Raw genomic sequence first — 17203 nt, 5'->3', positions numbered from 1 at the left:
TTGCTTCTACAGCATTTGCTACACGTTGAGGGTGGTCAGTTTGTCCCGGAATCCCCTGGTCAGTTTGCCCCGGAATTGGTGGTCAGCTTGCCCCGGAATCAGGTGGTCTCGTTCATCAGAATCTCCACAACCCCCACAACCTCTAAATTGGCAAACTTTTAAGAATTATAGATTATAACATCTCGTATATATATGATGGAGAAAAATGAGATGTTGTAAATATTCTAAGACATATCTATAATACATCAAAGGTATAATTATGTCCCTTTTTTGGCAACAAAAATATTAACTAGAATCTAATAGAATTGACCATATTCACCGCGGTCGCGAAGATAGCCCACGCCGAAATCAAAAGTCAAGGGTATACAAGCGGGCCGTTTTGTCCGCTTCCAGCGGCTGGCCCGCCCTTGACATTTGATTCGGCTAAGCACTTTTGTTGCTTAAGCGTTGAATAAGGCGTCGTTGTTCATAAGAACATACGGCATCCAAGTATCTCTAAATAGTGAGAGGAATCCTCTGTTGCATAAAGGCATTTGTGGTTACTTTGGTTTTATTAACGGCCATTTAGTCGGGGCACTTGCACAATGTAAAGAGAGTATGACACCCACTTTATCTGTTAACGCGACCTAAGCTTTCTGCCAATTCATTTTTATATTAAGGATTCTTAGAAATATTATCTAAGTTTATTAAATATTAAACCTTTCAATGAGCTTTCACGATCCTATTCGCCAATCTAAATATTTAAGACAAACGCTTTCGCAGGATAAGAAACCTGTAGGGTTCTTCATCTCCGCTGGATGTCCTTTAGCTGTGACTATGCCTGAAGGTAAATGGCCTTTGATACCAGATGTTGCGGGACTTACTAGATATGTATCTGATACTCTACTTGAGGAAAAAGATGTCAAAGATGGGAAATTAAGGAGTATCGGTGCGTCCTATACATTATTAATAGAAGAGATTAAAAAGACAGGCAAAACAAATGCCAATATTGAAGACATTCTAAGTTTCATACGTGGAATGAAACAAATTTCGGTTGGAGCTACAGATGTTAGAGGATTCACCGATTCCGAACTATCAGATCTCGAAACAAGCGTATGCGGCAAGATTGCAGAAAAATTAAAAGTTTCTTTGCCGGATAACAAAACCCCATATCATAAACTTGCTAAGTGGGTGCATAATATAGAACGAGATTGCCCTATAGAAGTTTTCACAACCAATTATGATCTATTGGTCGAAGAAGCCTTTGAATATATCGGGGTCCCTTACTTTGATGGTTTTGTCGGCTCCAAACAACCATTCTTCGATTTAAGAGCCGTTGAAGATTGTTTAATTCCAAGGCACTGGTCAAGATTGTGGAAAATACATGGCTCTATAAATTGGTACCAGAAAAATAAAAAGGATGTCTATCGCTCAACTAGTTTAGAAGAAAGTGACCCGTGTATTATTCAACCATCTCATTTAAAATATGATCAAAGTAGAAAGATGCCCTATTTGGCATTGATTGATCGTCTAAATAAATTTCTTCGACAAAACTCGGCGGTTCTTATCCTGTCCGGGTATTCTTTTAGTGATGAACACCTGAATGATACCATACTTAATGCCTTGAAGGCAAATCCAACCGCTATGGTAATTGGCTTATTATTCGGGACACTAACTTACAAGGAGGAAAAAACGGAGGGCGATGTTAAAACCGAAAAGACTTTTGTTAGGTATGAACAGGCTTTAAAACTTGCTGAAAATAGATCAAACCTAAGTATATGGACTTATGATGAAGCGGTAATTGGTGGTTTAAGGGCCAAATGGCGACCATCAAAAACAGAATATGATGCAGATGAAAACATTGCGAACGCTGTTAAATGTATTGTAGAAAAAGTTAAGGATGCAGAGGGAAAAGAAACAGAGGCCACAACAACACGATATGAATTTCATTTAGGGGATTTTTCGCTGTTGGGTGATTTTCTACAGGAGTTAATTGGCAAAGAGCAGTTTAAAGTCGAAGAAAATGGCAACTAAATCAACATATTTAGGCACCATACAAGACGTAAACGGAACATCAGTTAGTGTCACCTTGGGCAATGGAGCTCCATCTGGGCTAACCTATGTAGATGGTGAAGGCTATAGAATAGGTCAAATCGGCAGCTTTGTAAAAATACCCATAGGATATATTGATTTATTTGGCATTGTTACGCAGGTCGGAGCAAGTGCCGTTCCTGATAACCAAATCGCCTCGCAGCCATATGGTAACAGGTGGATAAAAATTCAACTTATTGGGGAGGGGCAACGAAATGGATCTTTTCAACGTGGAATATCGCAATACCCTACTATAAGTGACGAAGTACACCTTGTTTCAGAATCAGACCTAAAAAGAATATACGGCCAGCCCGACAAGCCTTATTTTGTTAAAGTTGGGCATATTTCGGGAGCTGAATCCATTCCTGCCCTAATAGACATTAACAAACTAATTACTAGGCATTCTGCGATTGTCGGAACAACCGGGTCTGGAAAATCAACAACTGTGGCCAGTATATTGAATGCTATTTCAGATCCGACGCGTTACCCATCAGCAAGGATTATCGTATTTGATATTCATGGTGAGTATGCACAAGCACTAAAAGACCGGGCAAATATATTTAAAGTCAACGCTGACAAAACTGAAGGAAGTATAGAAAAGGATTTGTTTATTCCGTTCTGGGCATTAAACTTTGAAGAACTTTGTAACATTAGTTTAGGTAAGTTTAATAACGAGAAAGACGAAAATATTATGTTGGAAAGGATTTCCCTTGCGAAATTAGAAAGCATCAGGTTATATCCCAAAAAAGGGGTTGATCCTGATACCCTTAATGTTGATTCTCCAATACCATTTAGCCTTAATAAACTTTGGCACCAGTTATACCTGGAATGCTTTGCTACCTATTACAAAAGGGATGGGTTGCCCATAGATAATTTAGCTTATGAGTTAGACGGTGAGGGTGTTGAATTAAAAGGAAACGCTGATACCGCCGTTTCACCAATCTTCAAGAAACCTAAAAATGACGCTGGTGACCCTGAAAAGATCAACTACTTACCGGGAAGTCTAAATGTTGGTCAACAAGTCTTATCGCTTGGTGCAAAACTTAGAATACCCCGGTTTGATTTCTTGTTTAAACCAGGGGACTGGACACCTGACGTAGACGGAAAAACAGAAAAGGATTTAGATAGCCTGCTTAAAGAATGGATAGGAAGCGATAAGCCGATTACGATAATGGATTTGTCCGGAGTACCCATCACGATTTTAAACACTATCATTGGGGTGTTGCTAAGAATAATTTATGATGGGCTTTTTTGGGCCAGAAATTTATCACAAGGGGGTAGAAACAGGCCGCTATTACTATTAATGGAAGAAGCACATAATTACCTTAACAATGAAGGTAGTGCATTGACCATTGTGCAAAAAATAGTAAAGGAAGGCAGAAAATACGGTATCGGCGCAATGATTGTTAGTCAAAGGCCATCGGAAGTTAATTCAACCATACTTTCACAGTGCGGTACTTTCTTCGCATTGAGATTAGCCAATGCAACAGACCGGGGGCATATTACCAGCGCGGTAACGGATAACCTTGAAGGTTTAACAAGTATGTTGCCTATACTAAGAACAGGCGAGGCTATCATTCTTGGCGAAGCTGTCAAACTACCTATGCGTACGCTGATTGAAGCCCCACCGAAAGACCGAAGGCCAGATAGTCAAGACCCAATAATTTACGACGAGCATGATGAAGAATTTTCAACTCAGCCTGGTGGTTGGGGTATCAAAATGGAGGAAAACCCTAATTATGAAGAACTCTTAGAAGCTTGGAGATCACAAAGTCCATTTATTAAAAGAATTATTAAATAAATCAACATGAATAGAGAATCAGTTACCTCATCAAACATAGCCTCGATCGGTTATGACAAAACATCGGAAACATTAGAGATTGAATTTATAAATGGCGGCGTTTATCAATATTTTGACGTGCCGGAACGCGAATACGATGGCATAATGAGTGCAGCCTCTCACGGCCAATATCTTGCTCAAAATATTAAAGGTAATTATCGATTCTCAAAAGTTTAAATAAATGATAAGTCTGAATCAACAGTTAAAACGTGTTGAAATCAAAGATTTTGAGATTGAAAACGCGGTAGTTTTCAATTACTTTGATAACCTTCCGGCTACAGAAAGGGATTCCAAATTACTTCGAGCCTTGTATATTGGTGTATTGGCTTTAATGGAAGATCGCCTATCTTCATTCCTGTCAAAAACATCAAATGAATTGGGAACTGAACTCGAAAGTCTAAAGATGATTTTCGATATGAAGAAGGAATTGTTTTACAAATCCTCGGTTAAAGGCTCTCTTGCTGAAGAAGAAATAGCAGACTTTTTGAATGATTATTTTTCAGATAAAAAATTAAAAGATAAAGCCCTATTAGTAAGAAATATACCAGGCATTCTTCCCAAAAACAAAACAGGGGACATTGTTTGCGAATTGGAAGGGAAATCCGATCTGAAAATTGTTATTGAATGCAAATTCGATAAGAGCATCAAAGTTGGTGAAATAGAATCCAAAGATGTATTCCTAAAACATACTGATACTGCATGGAGCCAATTGATAGAATCGCAAGCCAACAGGGATGCTAAGATAAGTTTAATTGTGTTTGATGTATCTCTGGTTGATATAACCGTACTCAAACAATTTGAAAACGTTGGTTATATCCCTGGTATCGGTATGGTCGCAGTCGTAAATTCACAAAAGGGGGACTATAGCAATTTAGTAATTGCTTATATGCTGGCACGCGACATTGCATTAAACGCCACGCCGGTTGAACTTGACAAAGAGCTTTTGGCAATACTGGTGAATAGGATTATTAAAGGTCTAAATGAAGTTTTAACAATAAAGAGTTTAGTAGAAAGCAATATTGATAATAATAAATCCATATTAAAGCAATTGGAAAAGAGTATGCTTTTAATGGAATTTAATCAACACTATTTAAAAAAATTCCTTAATGACGGAACGCTCACCAAAACAGATTTGTTAAACTATTACAACGGCGAAGATGTTAAAGATAAATATCGTCTTATAGAGAAAGAGATCAATGAAAGAGAATAGACGATGATCTTTTTGAAGTGTCTTTAATTGCACTGTAATTTATCCTTAGTAAAATCAACTAATAATATGCTCTTCGGGGATTTTAATAAAAAGCATGTATTTATACAACATCTAAACCACCCTAATTATCACAATGAATCTTATTCAAAGAAATTTCAAAATTGCCGTTAAAGACGATTTAAATGCGTTAAATGGAACCGAATTTGAAATGGTGTGTCGTACAATACTGGAGCTAATATTAAATGAACCTATCACGCTGGAGGGCCAAAATTTATATGCAAAACCAGTTAAGAGTACAGCTGATATGGGTAGTACATTTTATGATACAGTTGGACAGTGCGGAACAGATGTAGATTATTATGAGAAATTTGAAAAACCCATTAAGGATACTGAGGGGGCAATTGGTAATCATCCAAAATCCAAAGTTATTTACCTTTTTTCTAATCGATTCGCTACTACAAGTAAAATCTCTGACTTAAACGACCTCATTAAGAGTAAGCAATACAATCAAACAGTATTTATCTATGATTCGGATAAAATTGGGGACGTACTACTTGACAACATATCCTCGGCCAAACTTGAAAGTATTTGGATGTATTTATCTCGTTCTTATGAATTATTTAAAATTTTCCCGGATACTAATAAATTGCCAAATTTTAAATCTAAATACTATTCTCGGCCCGAGGAAAGTGCAATAATAGATCTTTTAAATAATAGAGACCACCTCCAAGTATATGGACTGAGTGGTATTGGAAAAACAGAGTTAACGATAAGCGTAGCGCATACTCTTAAAGATCAATTTGACACAGTCATTTTTATAGAGGGCGATTATGAACAAAATCTTCATTTCAATATTAATGGGGTACGTCTTTCAAAATTTGATCAACTCATCAATTTATCAAACATATTAGAGAAATATCGTATTCTGTTAATATTGGATAATTTCAATGACAACGTAAATAGAATTATTGCCGATTTTTTAAAGGCGAATTCTAAAAAGTCCAAATGCATTATAACATCTTTACAAAGCCAAATTTCAGCCGACAATACTTATAATTTACTTTATTTAAGTGACGGTACAGCAACTGCTATTTTAGAAGATAGTTTAAATCCACCAGACGAATCTCAATTGGATTTTTTAATTAAGGAAATTAAAGGCTATCCACTAATTTTAAATATCCTTAAAGCCAACGTAGAAAATGGAAGTTTTTCTTGGGATGAAATTATAAAGGAAATAGGTTCGGTAATTCAATTAAATGACCCGGAGAGCAAAGATTTAAATATTGCAAAACGAGTAGTGGGTTTTGTGAAAGATAAATACGACAAGGCTTTCGCGTTTTTGAAATATGTAAATCCTCATAACCGGAAAATAAATCGCTATTTTATAAAATCAATACTTGGAACATTAGTGCTGTCGAATTTTCAAAAGTCATCTTTCATTAATATTCAAGATGCCATATATTATGATGTACATAAAATTGTATTAGATGCGATTATTAGTTATGTAAATGAAATTAAATATGAAGATGAGTTTGACGATAACCTGTTAAAATTTCTGTCGGAACAAAACCAAAAAAAGGGCTCGGATTTTTACAGCATGGTTTTTAATCACCGCGAATTCCTTAATCAAAAACTTACCCATACAAATGATTTACTCAAAAAAACGGTTTTATATGCAATCATTCAAGCAACGGATATTCGTGTAAACCCAGCTTCTATAATTGAGAAATTAGAGCAACTTAAATTAAATGATGTAGAATACATAGATGTCCTATTGCTTATAGAAATGTTTGAAATTGTTTTATTTCAAATAAAATCAGATACGGATCGCGTTCAAATTGCTGAAAAGCAAATTAGTAAGCTCGCCGACATCTTACAAAAAACAATAGATAGTGAAATTAAAATTAATCTGCTACATCACATCGGTAAAATATATGCTAAAGTCAATAATCCTAAGATGGCTTTGCAATATTTCGATCAAGTCATCGCAATCAATCCCAAAGCAGATTACTGCATTTTACAAATCACAAGAATTTATGACCAAAAAAGAGACTATGATGCTTCGAAGAACAATCTTAAATTAATTTTTGAAGATGAAGAAATATTGAAAAATATTTCCGTTTCGTTACTATTATCATTTTACGACATCCTTTCAGTAAGCAAATATGAACACCTCAGGAAACAATATATCGACACTAACATAAATAACTTCGTTATTAAACTTGTGCAATCTTTGGACGCAAAGTTTGATCAACCTTACCAAACCATAAACAAGTATTCGGATATACTTAGTTATAGTTTTCCAGAAGAATTTGAATTTATTATGGAAAGCTTACCGGAACCGTCGAATATTGATGCAAACAACGAATTAAAATATAATTACGCAAACACATTATCTGTTTATTACAAGCATCTTAAAGACAGATACAGCAAAGCAGATAAAGAAGAAAAAATGAATTCAATCAAAAAGTCTCTTTTGGAATACTTTGAATTTATCGAAACTATTAGTCTCAATGATTTTCAAAAACGAAATGTCGGCAAATTTTGGCTAAACATGGAGGATTACCTAAAGGCTTTGAACGTTGTAAAAGATCTTGATTATTCAGATGGAGAGTTTAATAATCAAACGCTTTGTAAAATCTATAAAGGATTAAAAGACTATGATAAGGCTAATATTGCTATTGATACAGCTATCGCTTTAGGAATAAAGAAGCGTACGGCAAGTAAATTTATGGCGGCATTCTATCATGACAAATCAGAAGTAGAATATTATCAAAACTCGGTAGATTGTTTGAGAACTTTGGAAACAGCAATTGATACAAGTATAGACAATCATTTAAAGGAACAATGGAGACTTAAATTGGACTTATGGGCCGCTAAGTTTAATAATTAAGTGAATATTATTCTCTAATAACGCTAAAAAGCTTACTAGAGACAATATCGCAACCAAAGAAACTTACGTCTTGACCTTCTTATGCGGGGTAAAATCAATAAAACTGAATTTAAATTGGCAAAAGCGATGTACCTATGCTGTTCCCATCTGAAAATTGGGCTTTTAGAAACAAATCTAAAATACTGATAATCAACATATCGATAAACTCTGATTCGAACCTACGCGCCCTTGCACTCCCTGAAAACTAATTGTTTCTTGGACGATTTATTTCACTCTCTATTGTTACTTATTTGTTACTTTTTGATTGTAACAATTTGTAAGTCAATTAAATATTCTATTCCGGCCATGTAAGTAGTATTAAATTTCAGGCTTCAAAGATAGGTTAAATCATGTACCCAAATACACCAATACAATTGCTGAAGTATCAGCAACTGGTCATTATAATTGGTTAACAACCTTGCAGGCAACAATTAAAGAGGTAAATTTGTGCACTTAATGAAACGCAGATTTTTATTTATCTTCATTAGTTTTATTAGCCTGGCATGCTCTGCGTATGCACAGCAAGATAGCGTATCTGGCGGCGTAGATAGTCCTCGTCACGTATACAGGCCGAGACCAATGACTTTACTTGATTCGGTAGCGCGAGCGATTAAGCTGGAAGAGAAAGCTGTGTCTGATTCGCTTGGACTTGTTTATGTATTACGGCCAGACAGTAACCGCACCAATCTTTTTGCAGATAGTATTATTAAAGCGAGTACCTATACAGGTAACCATTTCTTAGATTTGGCAAAAAATGCCGCTACTGCTAAGCGAAGCATTTTGGGGTATGGGCACGTAAGGCCAGCCCGCGACAGGTGGGTTATAGCTGTAATTATTGTACTGCTGCTATTCACCGCTTTGCTTAATATTTTTGCGACAAAAGATCTTAGCAATATTTTTATTTCGTTTTACAGCCGGAAATCCACACAAACTGGTAAAGAAGACAGCCCAATAACGACGTGGATTTTTATAGGGCTGTTTCTTCTGTTCGGCTTCACTTTTGGGTTGTTTTTGTATCTGCTTACCACGGGTTACTACAAGGTTTATTATACCATTAGCGGCGTTCAGCTTTTTTTAACATTGTCTGTGGTTATTCTGGCGCTTTTTGCAGGCAAGTTTTTGATACTAAAATTTCTGGGCTTTGTGTTTAATATCAACAAACTGGTTAGTGATTACATTATGACTTTATCATTAACTTATTTTAATATTACGTTTGTTTTTTTACCTGTCGCACTGTGTTTTAGCTTAATTGCTACTAAATTTATCCCCTATCTGCTTAGTGTCACCTTATTATTATCAGTAATTATCTTCGTGTGGCAATATCTTCGCAGCAGCGTGGGTATTATTTCCAATTTTCAATTTCATAAATTTTATTTATTTGTCTATCTTTGTGCCCTCGAAATTTGCCCCATATTAATATTAATTAAGGCACTTGACATCGGATTTAGGTAGTTAGTTTTATTACGCAGAGCATTGGAAGACAGAAAGAAAAAGGTTAAGAGTATATTAGTTACCCTCCCAAAACCTGAGAACGATAAAAATCCTTACGCTGAACTGGCTAAGAAGCTTAACTTGAAGATCGATTTTAGGTCGTTCATTCATGTGGAAGGCGTACCAGCAAAGGACTTTCGTAAAGAAAAGATCAACCTGGCTGATTTTACAGCTGTTATATTTACCAGCCGTAACTCTGCTGACCACTTTTTCCGCATTTGTGAAGAAATGCGCTTTGAGGTGCCTGTAGAAATGAAATATTTCTGCCTTTCGGAAACTATCGCGCTTTATCTTCAGAAATATATACAGTACCGTAAACGCAAGATATTTTTCGGTAAGCAAACTGCCGCCGATTTAGCGGAAGTACTTAAAAAACATTCCGGAGAGAAGTTCTTATATCCATGCTCTGATGTAGCTGCAGAAGAGACGCAGAAGTTCTTGTTAGATAATGGTTACAATTTTACTCCGGCGGTTCTCTTCCGTACAGTTTGCAGTGACCTAAGCGACCTTGCAGAGGTTTTTTATGATGTAATAGCATTTTTTAGCCCGTCAAGCATTCAGTCTCTTTATCAAAACTTTCCTGACTTTAAGCAAAATAATACCCGCATAGCAGCATTTGGTGCTACTACACACAAGGCTGTTCTTCAGGCGGGACTTATTCTGGACATTCCGGCGCCTACCCCTGCCGCCCCGTCAATGACAATGGCCATTGAGCAATATGTTAAACAAGCTAATAAGTGATAAAATCGCCAAAAAAGCTGCAACAAAAAAAGCAATATTGCGTAGAAGCGCCTAAGTTATTACACATTAACAGGTGTTTTTAACAACTTTTTAGGTGTTTGGTTAAGACATAAATTATTACCAATTTCGTGGTAATAAGGTATTTTATAGATTTAGTTAAACATTTATTCCCTTGGATTGCAGGATATTTAATATATTCGGGGGGCGTTATATGGCATTTATTTCAATAGCGTGTAATTGATTTTTGATATAAGATGAAGCAAATATACTTTCTGATTGTAGTTTTAGCAGGTTCGGTATTATCAGGTTGTAGTACAGGCGGCGCAGGAAACGGTGAGGTAGTAGGTGTAAGGCAACGTAACTTTAAAGCTACTACACCGCTTAACATGGTCTACATCAAAGGCGGTACTTTTTTAATGGGGCAAACCGATCAGGATGTCACCTTTGCTCAAATTTCACAAACAAAGCAAGTAACTGTTCCACCATTCTTTATGGATGAGACGGAAATTTCCAATAGTAAGTATAAGCAATTCGTTTTTTGGGTCCGCGATTCAATTGCGATAACCAATTATCTTAATGATCAGAAATATTATTTGCAACCTAAAAAAGGCGCACGACCTGATCCCAGCGTCAGAAAATACATTAACTGGGCCTATGCCCGTAACAACCCTATTTTTAGCACGAGAGGAAAAAATGCTTCTGCTAACGCACAAAAACTCCAGGGCTTATATTACCAGGGTGATGACAGGGTATTTGACCGTAACGAAATTGATGTTCGGTTGCTTAAATACAATTATTCTTTAATGGTGCTGCGTGATGCTGCTAATTACAAGAACGACAAAACAAAAAAACGCTCTGACTTTATTTTTAGGGATACCGTTCCTGTTTATCCGGACACGCTGGTTTGGTTAAGCGATTTTTCGTACGCTGCTAACGAGCCAATGGTTGAAGGCTATTTTTCACATCCGGCTTATCGCAACTATCCGGTAGTCGGCGTTACCTGGCGCCAGGCACGCGCTTTCAGCGTTTGGCGTACCCGCCTTAGTGAAGGTGCTAAACACGCTAAGGGCCTTGATCCCAACCTGCCTTTTGATCTGCCAAACGAGGCTGAGTTTGAATATGCTTCACGCGGTGGCCGCATCGGTACTGATTATCCATGGGGTGGTCCATACATCAAAAACGCTAAAGGGTGCCTGATGGCAAATTTTAAACCAGGCCGTGGCAATTACACTGATGATGGAGGTGCCTACACCGTAAACGTTAGATCTTACTTCCCTAACGACTTTGGCTTGTACAACATGTCTGGTAATGTTGCGGAATGGACGTTATCAGCTTATGACGAGTCTGCAACCACATTCGTGCATGACCTTGCACCAACATTCAACTACGAAGCTAAATCAACAGATCCGGAAGTACTTAAAAGAAAAGTAGTTCGTGGTGGATCCTGGAAAGATATTGGTTATTTCCTTCAAAACTCTACACGTACTTACGAGTATCAGGATACCGCAAAATCTTATATCGGTTTCCGTTGCGTTACCAAGTATCTTGGCCGCGACATCAGAGACAAACGCTAATCAAAACAAAAACTAATTATAACATCATTCTTTATTTAAATTTATGGCTGGGAAGAAGAAACCATTTGGGATAAGTAACATCGTTTCGTGGGGGGCAACGGTAGTAATCATAGGCTTGTTATTTAAAATACAGCACTGGCCTTATGGTGGTACATTTATATCTATCGGGCTTATAGCAGAAGCATTGTTGTTTTTTATATTAGGTTTTCAGAGGGAAGAGAAAGAAGTTGATTGGACAAGGGCTTATCCTGAGTTGAACGAAGATTACAACGGCGAATTGCCAACGGTGTCTGCACGTCCGGCTGTGGCTCCTGCAACTAACTTTTCAAACACTGCCGCTTTGGATAAAATGCTTACTGACGCCAAGATCGGTCCGGAATTGATCAGTAGCCTTGGAGAAGGTCTTCGTACTTTCGGTGATAAAGTTAGCGCCATTTCGCGTGTAACTGATGCCGGCGAAGCTACAGCTGCGTTCACCAACAAAGTTAAACAGGCAACTGCCAGTTACGATAACTTGAGCATTGCTTTCGAAAAAGCTTCAGCGAATCTTTCAGAGATGGCAAACTCTAATGTGGACTCTAAAGCATATCACGATCAGGTTAATAAACTGGCCCGCAACCTGTCTGAGTTAAACGGAGTTTATGAACTTGAACTACAGGATTCAAGTGCCCACCTGAAGGCGATGAACAGCTTTTATAAAAACTTATCCTTGACTATGAACAACTTTAACGAATCTTTAGATGACTCGCGTTTATTTAAAGACGAAGTTGGACGTTTGGCTAAAAACCTTGCTTCGCTGAACAGCATCTATGGCAACATGTTAAGCGCCATGAACCAACCCCGCGTTAGCTAATAGTATAGTTGAAGAGAAGAACAGTATAACAAAGAGAGCATGGCCGGAGGTAAAGAAACCCCAAGACAGCGAATGATAGGTATACTATACCTGGTGCTTTTAGGGCTTATTGCCCTTAACGTACCGGATAGTTTACTTGATTCATTTAAAAATATAACCAGAAGCTTAGATGCTTCCAGAAGCAACGTAACAACGAGTTTAAACACAACTTACAACGCTTTTAAATCTACAAAGCTAAAGGAGGATCCGGAGAAAGCTGGTAAGCTTTTGACCCAGGCACAGGAAGCTACCAAAGCTGCTGATGACCTTAATAGCTACATAGAAGAGATTAAAAAGGAGCTTATTAGTAAAGGTGGTGGCATTAACGCGGATATAGATGACGTGAATGCCAGAGAAAGCCTTGATATATCATCTGAAGTGATGATCAACGGAAAAAAAGCAGATGTTTTAAGAGAAAAGATTAACGCTACCAAAGCCCGCTTACTACAATTGCTGGGTAAAGAATCGCAAGGTGTAAACTTTTCATTAAATGCTAACGACCCTCCACGTCGTCCGGGTTACGAAAACAAAACCTGGCAGAATGCTTACTTTGGTGAAGGTATACCATTGGGCGCGGCGCTTACAACCCTCGCGAAAGTTCAGGCTGATGCCAAAAACGCTGAGAACGATGTTGTTAAGCAAATACTGGGTAAAATAGACGTACAGGAAGTAAAGTTGAATCAGTTTAAAGCTGTAGCAGTTGCACCAAGCAGCTACATACTTGCAGGGCAGCCTTATAAAGCGGAGATTTATTTAACTGCTTACGATTCACACACCAACCCCACTATTACAGTTGGTGGTTCTAATGTTCCAACATCAAACGGTGTGGGAACTTACACTGTGAACACCAGTGGAGAGGGCCTTCGTACCTGGACCGGAACTTTAGCTGTTAAAAAGCTTGCTGGTGGTTTTGAAAGTTACCCGGTTAGCGGTAGCTACATGGTTGCTAAACCCTCTGCTGTGGTTTCTCCTGACAAGATGAATGTGCTATATATTGGCGTTCCAAACCCATTGTCGGTATCAGCGCCGGGTGTACCCAAGGAAAGCATGAAGGTGAGCATTTCTAATGGATCTGTTTCGGGCTCTAACGGGCACTACACTGCTACAGTAAGCAGTGCAGGTACAGCAAAGGTTACTGTATATGGAGATAAAGGAATGGTATTAGGTGCATCAGACTTCCGTGTGAGACGTATACCTGATCCTAAACCACAGTTTGCAGGTAAAAGTGGAGGTAAAACAAGTGCCGCGAACCTGCGTGCGCAGGACAGGGTATTTGCAAAGTTGGAGGGTTTTGACTTTGACGCAAAATTCAATGTTACCAGGTTTAGCCTTATTGTTATAAAGCCGCGCCAGGACGCTGTTCAGTATTCAACCACAGGAAGTGAACTTAGCGGGCCTATGCGTACAGCAATGAGCAGTGTTGTGCCTGGTACCACTATTGTGATACAAGATATTATAGCTGTAGGTCCTGATGGAGCGCAGCGTGGGCTGGATGCTATAGCGTTACAGGCCAATTAAAAGTTGACAAACATGAAGACAAAAGCTTTAGTAATTGCACTTTGCCTGCTTACCACCGTAGGCTTTGCACAGCAAAGGAAAAAAGCGCGCAGAACCACACCTAAGCGCAGTGTTACAAGCACAAGCCAAACGAAAGTACAAGGTGCTGGTAGCGCCGGAAGCACGGCGCTGCAACCTTCAGTAATGGACACTACCAGGAAAGCGGGAGCGCTAGGTGCGAAACCTTTTGATCGCCCGTTAGATGGCTATTATAAAAAAGGAAACATCTTAAGCGCGCGCGTTACTCCCTACGCTAACCTTCGTGAAAGTGATGTGGCTTTTGCTAAACGTGTTTGGAGAGAGATTGACACCCGCGAAAAAATGAACCAGTATTTGTCATCTCCCAAGCAAAGATTGATTGATGTTTTATTAACAGCGATCGACGCAGGAGAACTAACTGCATATGATGCGAGTGTAACTACGAAGGATGATCCCAACGGCGATGCGTTTTCAACGCCGCTTACTGCGGGCCAGGCACGTAGCAAAATGGCTGACAGTAGCGTTGTGGATACCTTTGATGCTAATGGCGACAAAACCGGCTCAAAAGTGGTGGCCGGCGATTTTCAGGCAGATAGTGTTGTTAAGTTCCGCCTTAAGGAAGACTGGGTTTTTGATCGCCAGCGTTCCATTTTCGAGCCACGGATTATAGGCATAGCTCCAATGGTTAAAGTAAAAACGGCTGCAGTGGGTGTTAACACCGATTATCAGCCGGCATTTTGGATATACTTCCCTGAAGCTCGGCAGGTATTAGCTACGAAGGAAGCCGTAAGCCGCAACAACGATGCTACCGGCTTAAGCTTTGACGATGTATTTGCTAAACGTATTTTCACTAGCTACATAGTTAAACAGTCCAACGATAAAGACGAGCGTATAAAAGATTACGCACAGGGTATTGATAAGTTATACGAATCTGAAAGGATCAAAAAGAGCCTGATGGATTGGGAACTTAACTTATGGCAATACTAGTAAAAGACCAACTTTAAACTTAAATACAGAGCCTTTGCATTATGCAAGGGCTTTTTGTTTTAAGGAAGCAACCCGCCGGCTTTTTGCTCGCTTACTTCGGACTTGAAATATTGCGCTATGGCTTTAGCTTGTTTCAGGTTAACTACTTCCTGCAAATCTGTTTCGCTTGCCTCGCGTATCTTCTTTACCGATTTAAAGTGTTTTAAAAGCTTATCGGCTGTTGTTTTACCTATCCCTTCTATAAGTTCAAGCTCAGTAGCAAGTGTTCCCTTATCACGTTTTTTACGGTGGAAAGTTATACCGAAGCGGTGTGCTTCATCGCGCAGCTGTTGTATTACTTTTAGTGTCTCAGATCGTTTATCCAGGTACATAGGATACTGGTCACCAGGGTAGAACAATTCTTCCAGCCGCTTGGCAATGCCAATAATTGTTACCTGTTTTTCAATACCTAACAGCTTTAAGCTTTTCATAGCAGCGGATAGTTGTCCTTTTCCACCGTCGATAATTATTAACTGAGGTAAACCGGTATCCTCATCTAGTGTGCGGCGGTATCTGCGAAATACTGCCTCTTCCATTGTGGCAAAGTCGTTAGGCCCTTCTACTGTTTTTACATTAAAGTGCCGGTAATCTTTTTTTGATGGCTTACCATCCTTAAACACAACTATGGCTGATACCGGATATTTACCCTGAAAGTTGGAGTTGTCAAAACATTCTATGTGCCGGGGAAGCTGGTTCATACGCAGGTCATTCATCATCTGGGTAAGCAGGCGCTCGGTACGAACCTCGGGATTAAGTTTCTCGTATTGATCAATCTTCTCTTTTTTAAAGAACATCACGTTCTTTTGAGAGAGGTCAAGCAGTTTCTTCTTTTCTCCTAGTTTTGGCACGGTAAACTTGATGCCACCTGCATCATCCAAATCGATGTCAAACGGAACAATTATTTCTTTTGAATGGCTATTGTATCTGCTGCGGAATTCACTTATGGCTATTGTAAGCAGTTCTTCATCGCTTTCGTCAAGCCTTTTTTTCAGCTCGATGGTTTGCGTTTGCGTGATAGTACCATTCATCACTTTCAAAAAGTTTACGAAGGCGTACTTTTCTTCAGATGCAATGCTGAATACATCAACATCGGTTATAGAAGAATTAACAACGGTAGACTTGCTTTGATAGTTCTCCAGCAACTCGGCTTTCCTTTTCAACCTGTGTGCAAGCTCAAAATTTAATTCGCCAACTGCTTTTTCAAGGTCTCCTTTAAGGTTGCGCACTACAGTTCCTATCTTGCCATTGAGTACGTCTTTAATTTCCTCTATATTGTTGTTGTAGTCATCCTCGCTTTGGTAGTCCTGGCATGGTCCTTTGCAGTTACCAAGCTGGTATTCCAAACATACCTTAAACTTGCCTTTTTCGATGTTGTCGCGAGTTAAGGCCAGGTTACAGGTACGAAGCGGGTAAGTTTCTTTAATCAGCCCTAAAATAGTATGCATCATGCTTACCGAAGCGTACGGGCCCAGGTATTTCGATCCATCACGAATGATGCGCCTTGTCCAGTAAATACGCGGGTAGTTCTCATTTTTTATGATGATCCAGGGGTAAGTCTTATCATCCTTCAGCATCACATTATAACGCGGCTGATGCTTCTTAATCATGCTGTTTTCCAGCAGCCATGCATCAACCTCGGTATCGACTATTGTGAAAGTTATTTTGCGGATCTTGGACACCAATACCCTTGTTTTGGCATTTATCTGTTGGTCTTTATTAAAGTAAGAGCCTACTCGGTTGCGCAGGTCTTTAGCCTTGCCAATGTAAATTAGCTCATTAGTGCTGTCCCAATATTGGTATACACCAGGCTTGTGCGGTATGTTTTTCAGGGCTTCCCTGTAGTCGAATTTATCCATTACTTAGTTTTGGGTAAGTGCGAATTACTCGTCCG

At 38.8% G+C, this 17203-nt stretch carries 12 protein-coding genes; 11 read left to right on the top strand and 1 reads right to left on the bottom strand.

The features are described 5' to 3' along the window. The first annotated feature begins 705 nt into the window (after positions 1 to 705). The 11 genes from DYU05_RS17320 (at position 706) to porN (ending at position 15273) form a co-directional block, all read left to right on the top strand. Positions 706 to 2013: an SIR2 family protein gene (locus tag DYU05_RS17320; RefSeq protein WP_117384391.1), complete on the top strand. Its 1308-nt coding sequence runs from the start codon at positions 706 to 708 to the stop codon at positions 2011 to 2013. Next, positions 2003 to 3871, top strand: a complete 1869-nt coding sequence (locus tag DYU05_RS17315) for an ATP-binding protein (protein ID WP_117384390.1) — start codon at positions 2003 to 2005, stop codon at positions 3869 to 3871. Before DYU05_RS17320 ends, DYU05_RS17315 begins: the two co-directional genes overlap by 11 nt. Positions 3872 to 3877: 6 nt before the next feature. After that, entirely contained in the window at positions 3878 to 4087 is a 210-nt protein-coding gene (locus tag DYU05_RS17310) for a KTSC domain-containing protein (RefSeq protein WP_117384389.1), read from the top strand. A gap of 4 nt (positions 4088 to 4091) precedes the next feature. Further along, positions 4092 to 5120, top strand: a complete 1029-nt coding sequence (locus tag DYU05_RS17305) for a hypothetical protein (protein ID WP_117384388.1) — start codon at positions 4092 to 4094, stop codon at positions 5118 to 5120. 133 nt (positions 5121 to 5253) lie between these two features. Then, positions 5254 to 8013 carry a tetratricopeptide repeat protein gene (locus tag DYU05_RS17300; protein WP_117384387.1) on the top strand — a complete coding sequence of 920 codons (2760 nt, stop codon included), beginning with the start codon at positions 5254 to 5256 and terminating at the stop codon, positions 8011 to 8013. A 618-nt stretch (positions 8014 to 8631) separates the two neighbouring features. Then, positions 8632 to 9504: a DUF4271 domain-containing protein gene (locus tag DYU05_RS17295; RefSeq protein WP_165852100.1), complete on the top strand. Its 873-nt coding sequence runs from the start codon at positions 8632 to 8634 to the stop codon at positions 9502 to 9504. Positions 9505 to 9525: 21 nt separating this feature from the next. Next, positions 9526 to 10284 (top strand): uroporphyrinogen-III synthase, encoded by a 759-nt coding sequence (locus DYU05_RS17290; RefSeq protein WP_117384385.1) that lies wholly within the window; start codon positions 9526 to 9528, stop codon positions 10282 to 10284. A gap of 254 nt (positions 10285 to 10538) precedes the next feature. Next, positions 10539 to 11858: a T9SS ring complex lipoprotein PorK/GldK gene (porK, locus tag DYU05_RS17285; RefSeq protein WP_117384384.1), complete on the top strand. Its 1320-nt coding sequence runs from the start codon at positions 10539 to 10541 to the stop codon at positions 11856 to 11858. A 43-nt stretch (positions 11859 to 11901) separates the two neighbouring features. Next, entirely contained in the window at positions 11902 to 12711 is an 810-nt protein-coding gene (gene porL, locus DYU05_RS17280; protein ID WP_117384383.1) for a type IX secretion system motor protein PorL/GldL, read from the top strand. A 39-nt stretch (positions 12712 to 12750) separates the two neighbouring features. Further along, positions 12751 to 14268, top strand: a complete 1518-nt coding sequence (gene porM / locus DYU05_RS17275) for a type IX secretion system motor protein PorM/GldM (protein ID WP_117384382.1) — start codon at positions 12751 to 12753, stop codon at positions 14266 to 14268. A 12-nt stretch (positions 14269 to 14280) separates the two neighbouring features. Next, positions 14281 to 15273: a type IX secretion system ring subunit PorN/GldN gene (gene porN / locus DYU05_RS17270; RefSeq protein WP_117384381.1), complete on the top strand. Its 993-nt coding sequence runs from the start codon at positions 14281 to 14283 to the stop codon at positions 15271 to 15273. A 59-nt stretch (positions 15274 to 15332) separates the two neighbouring features. Here the strand turns inward: porN and uvrC are convergent, their stop codons facing one another. Continuing rightward, positions 15333 to 17168 (bottom strand): excinuclease ABC subunit UvrC, encoded by a 1836-nt coding sequence (uvrC, locus tag DYU05_RS17265; protein ID WP_117384380.1) that lies wholly within the window; start codon positions 17166 to 17168, stop codon positions 15333 to 15335. Positions 17169 to 17203: the final 35 nt, after the last annotated feature.

The sequence above is a fragment of the Mucilaginibacter terrenus genome, assembly GCF_003432065.1.
GTDB classification, from domain to species: Bacteria; Bacteroidota; Bacteroidia; order Sphingobacteriales; family Sphingobacteriaceae; genus Mucilaginibacter; species Mucilaginibacter terrenus.
Note: the sequence above shows the minus strand (reverse complement) of the source record. Positions and strands in the feature narration are given on the sequence as shown.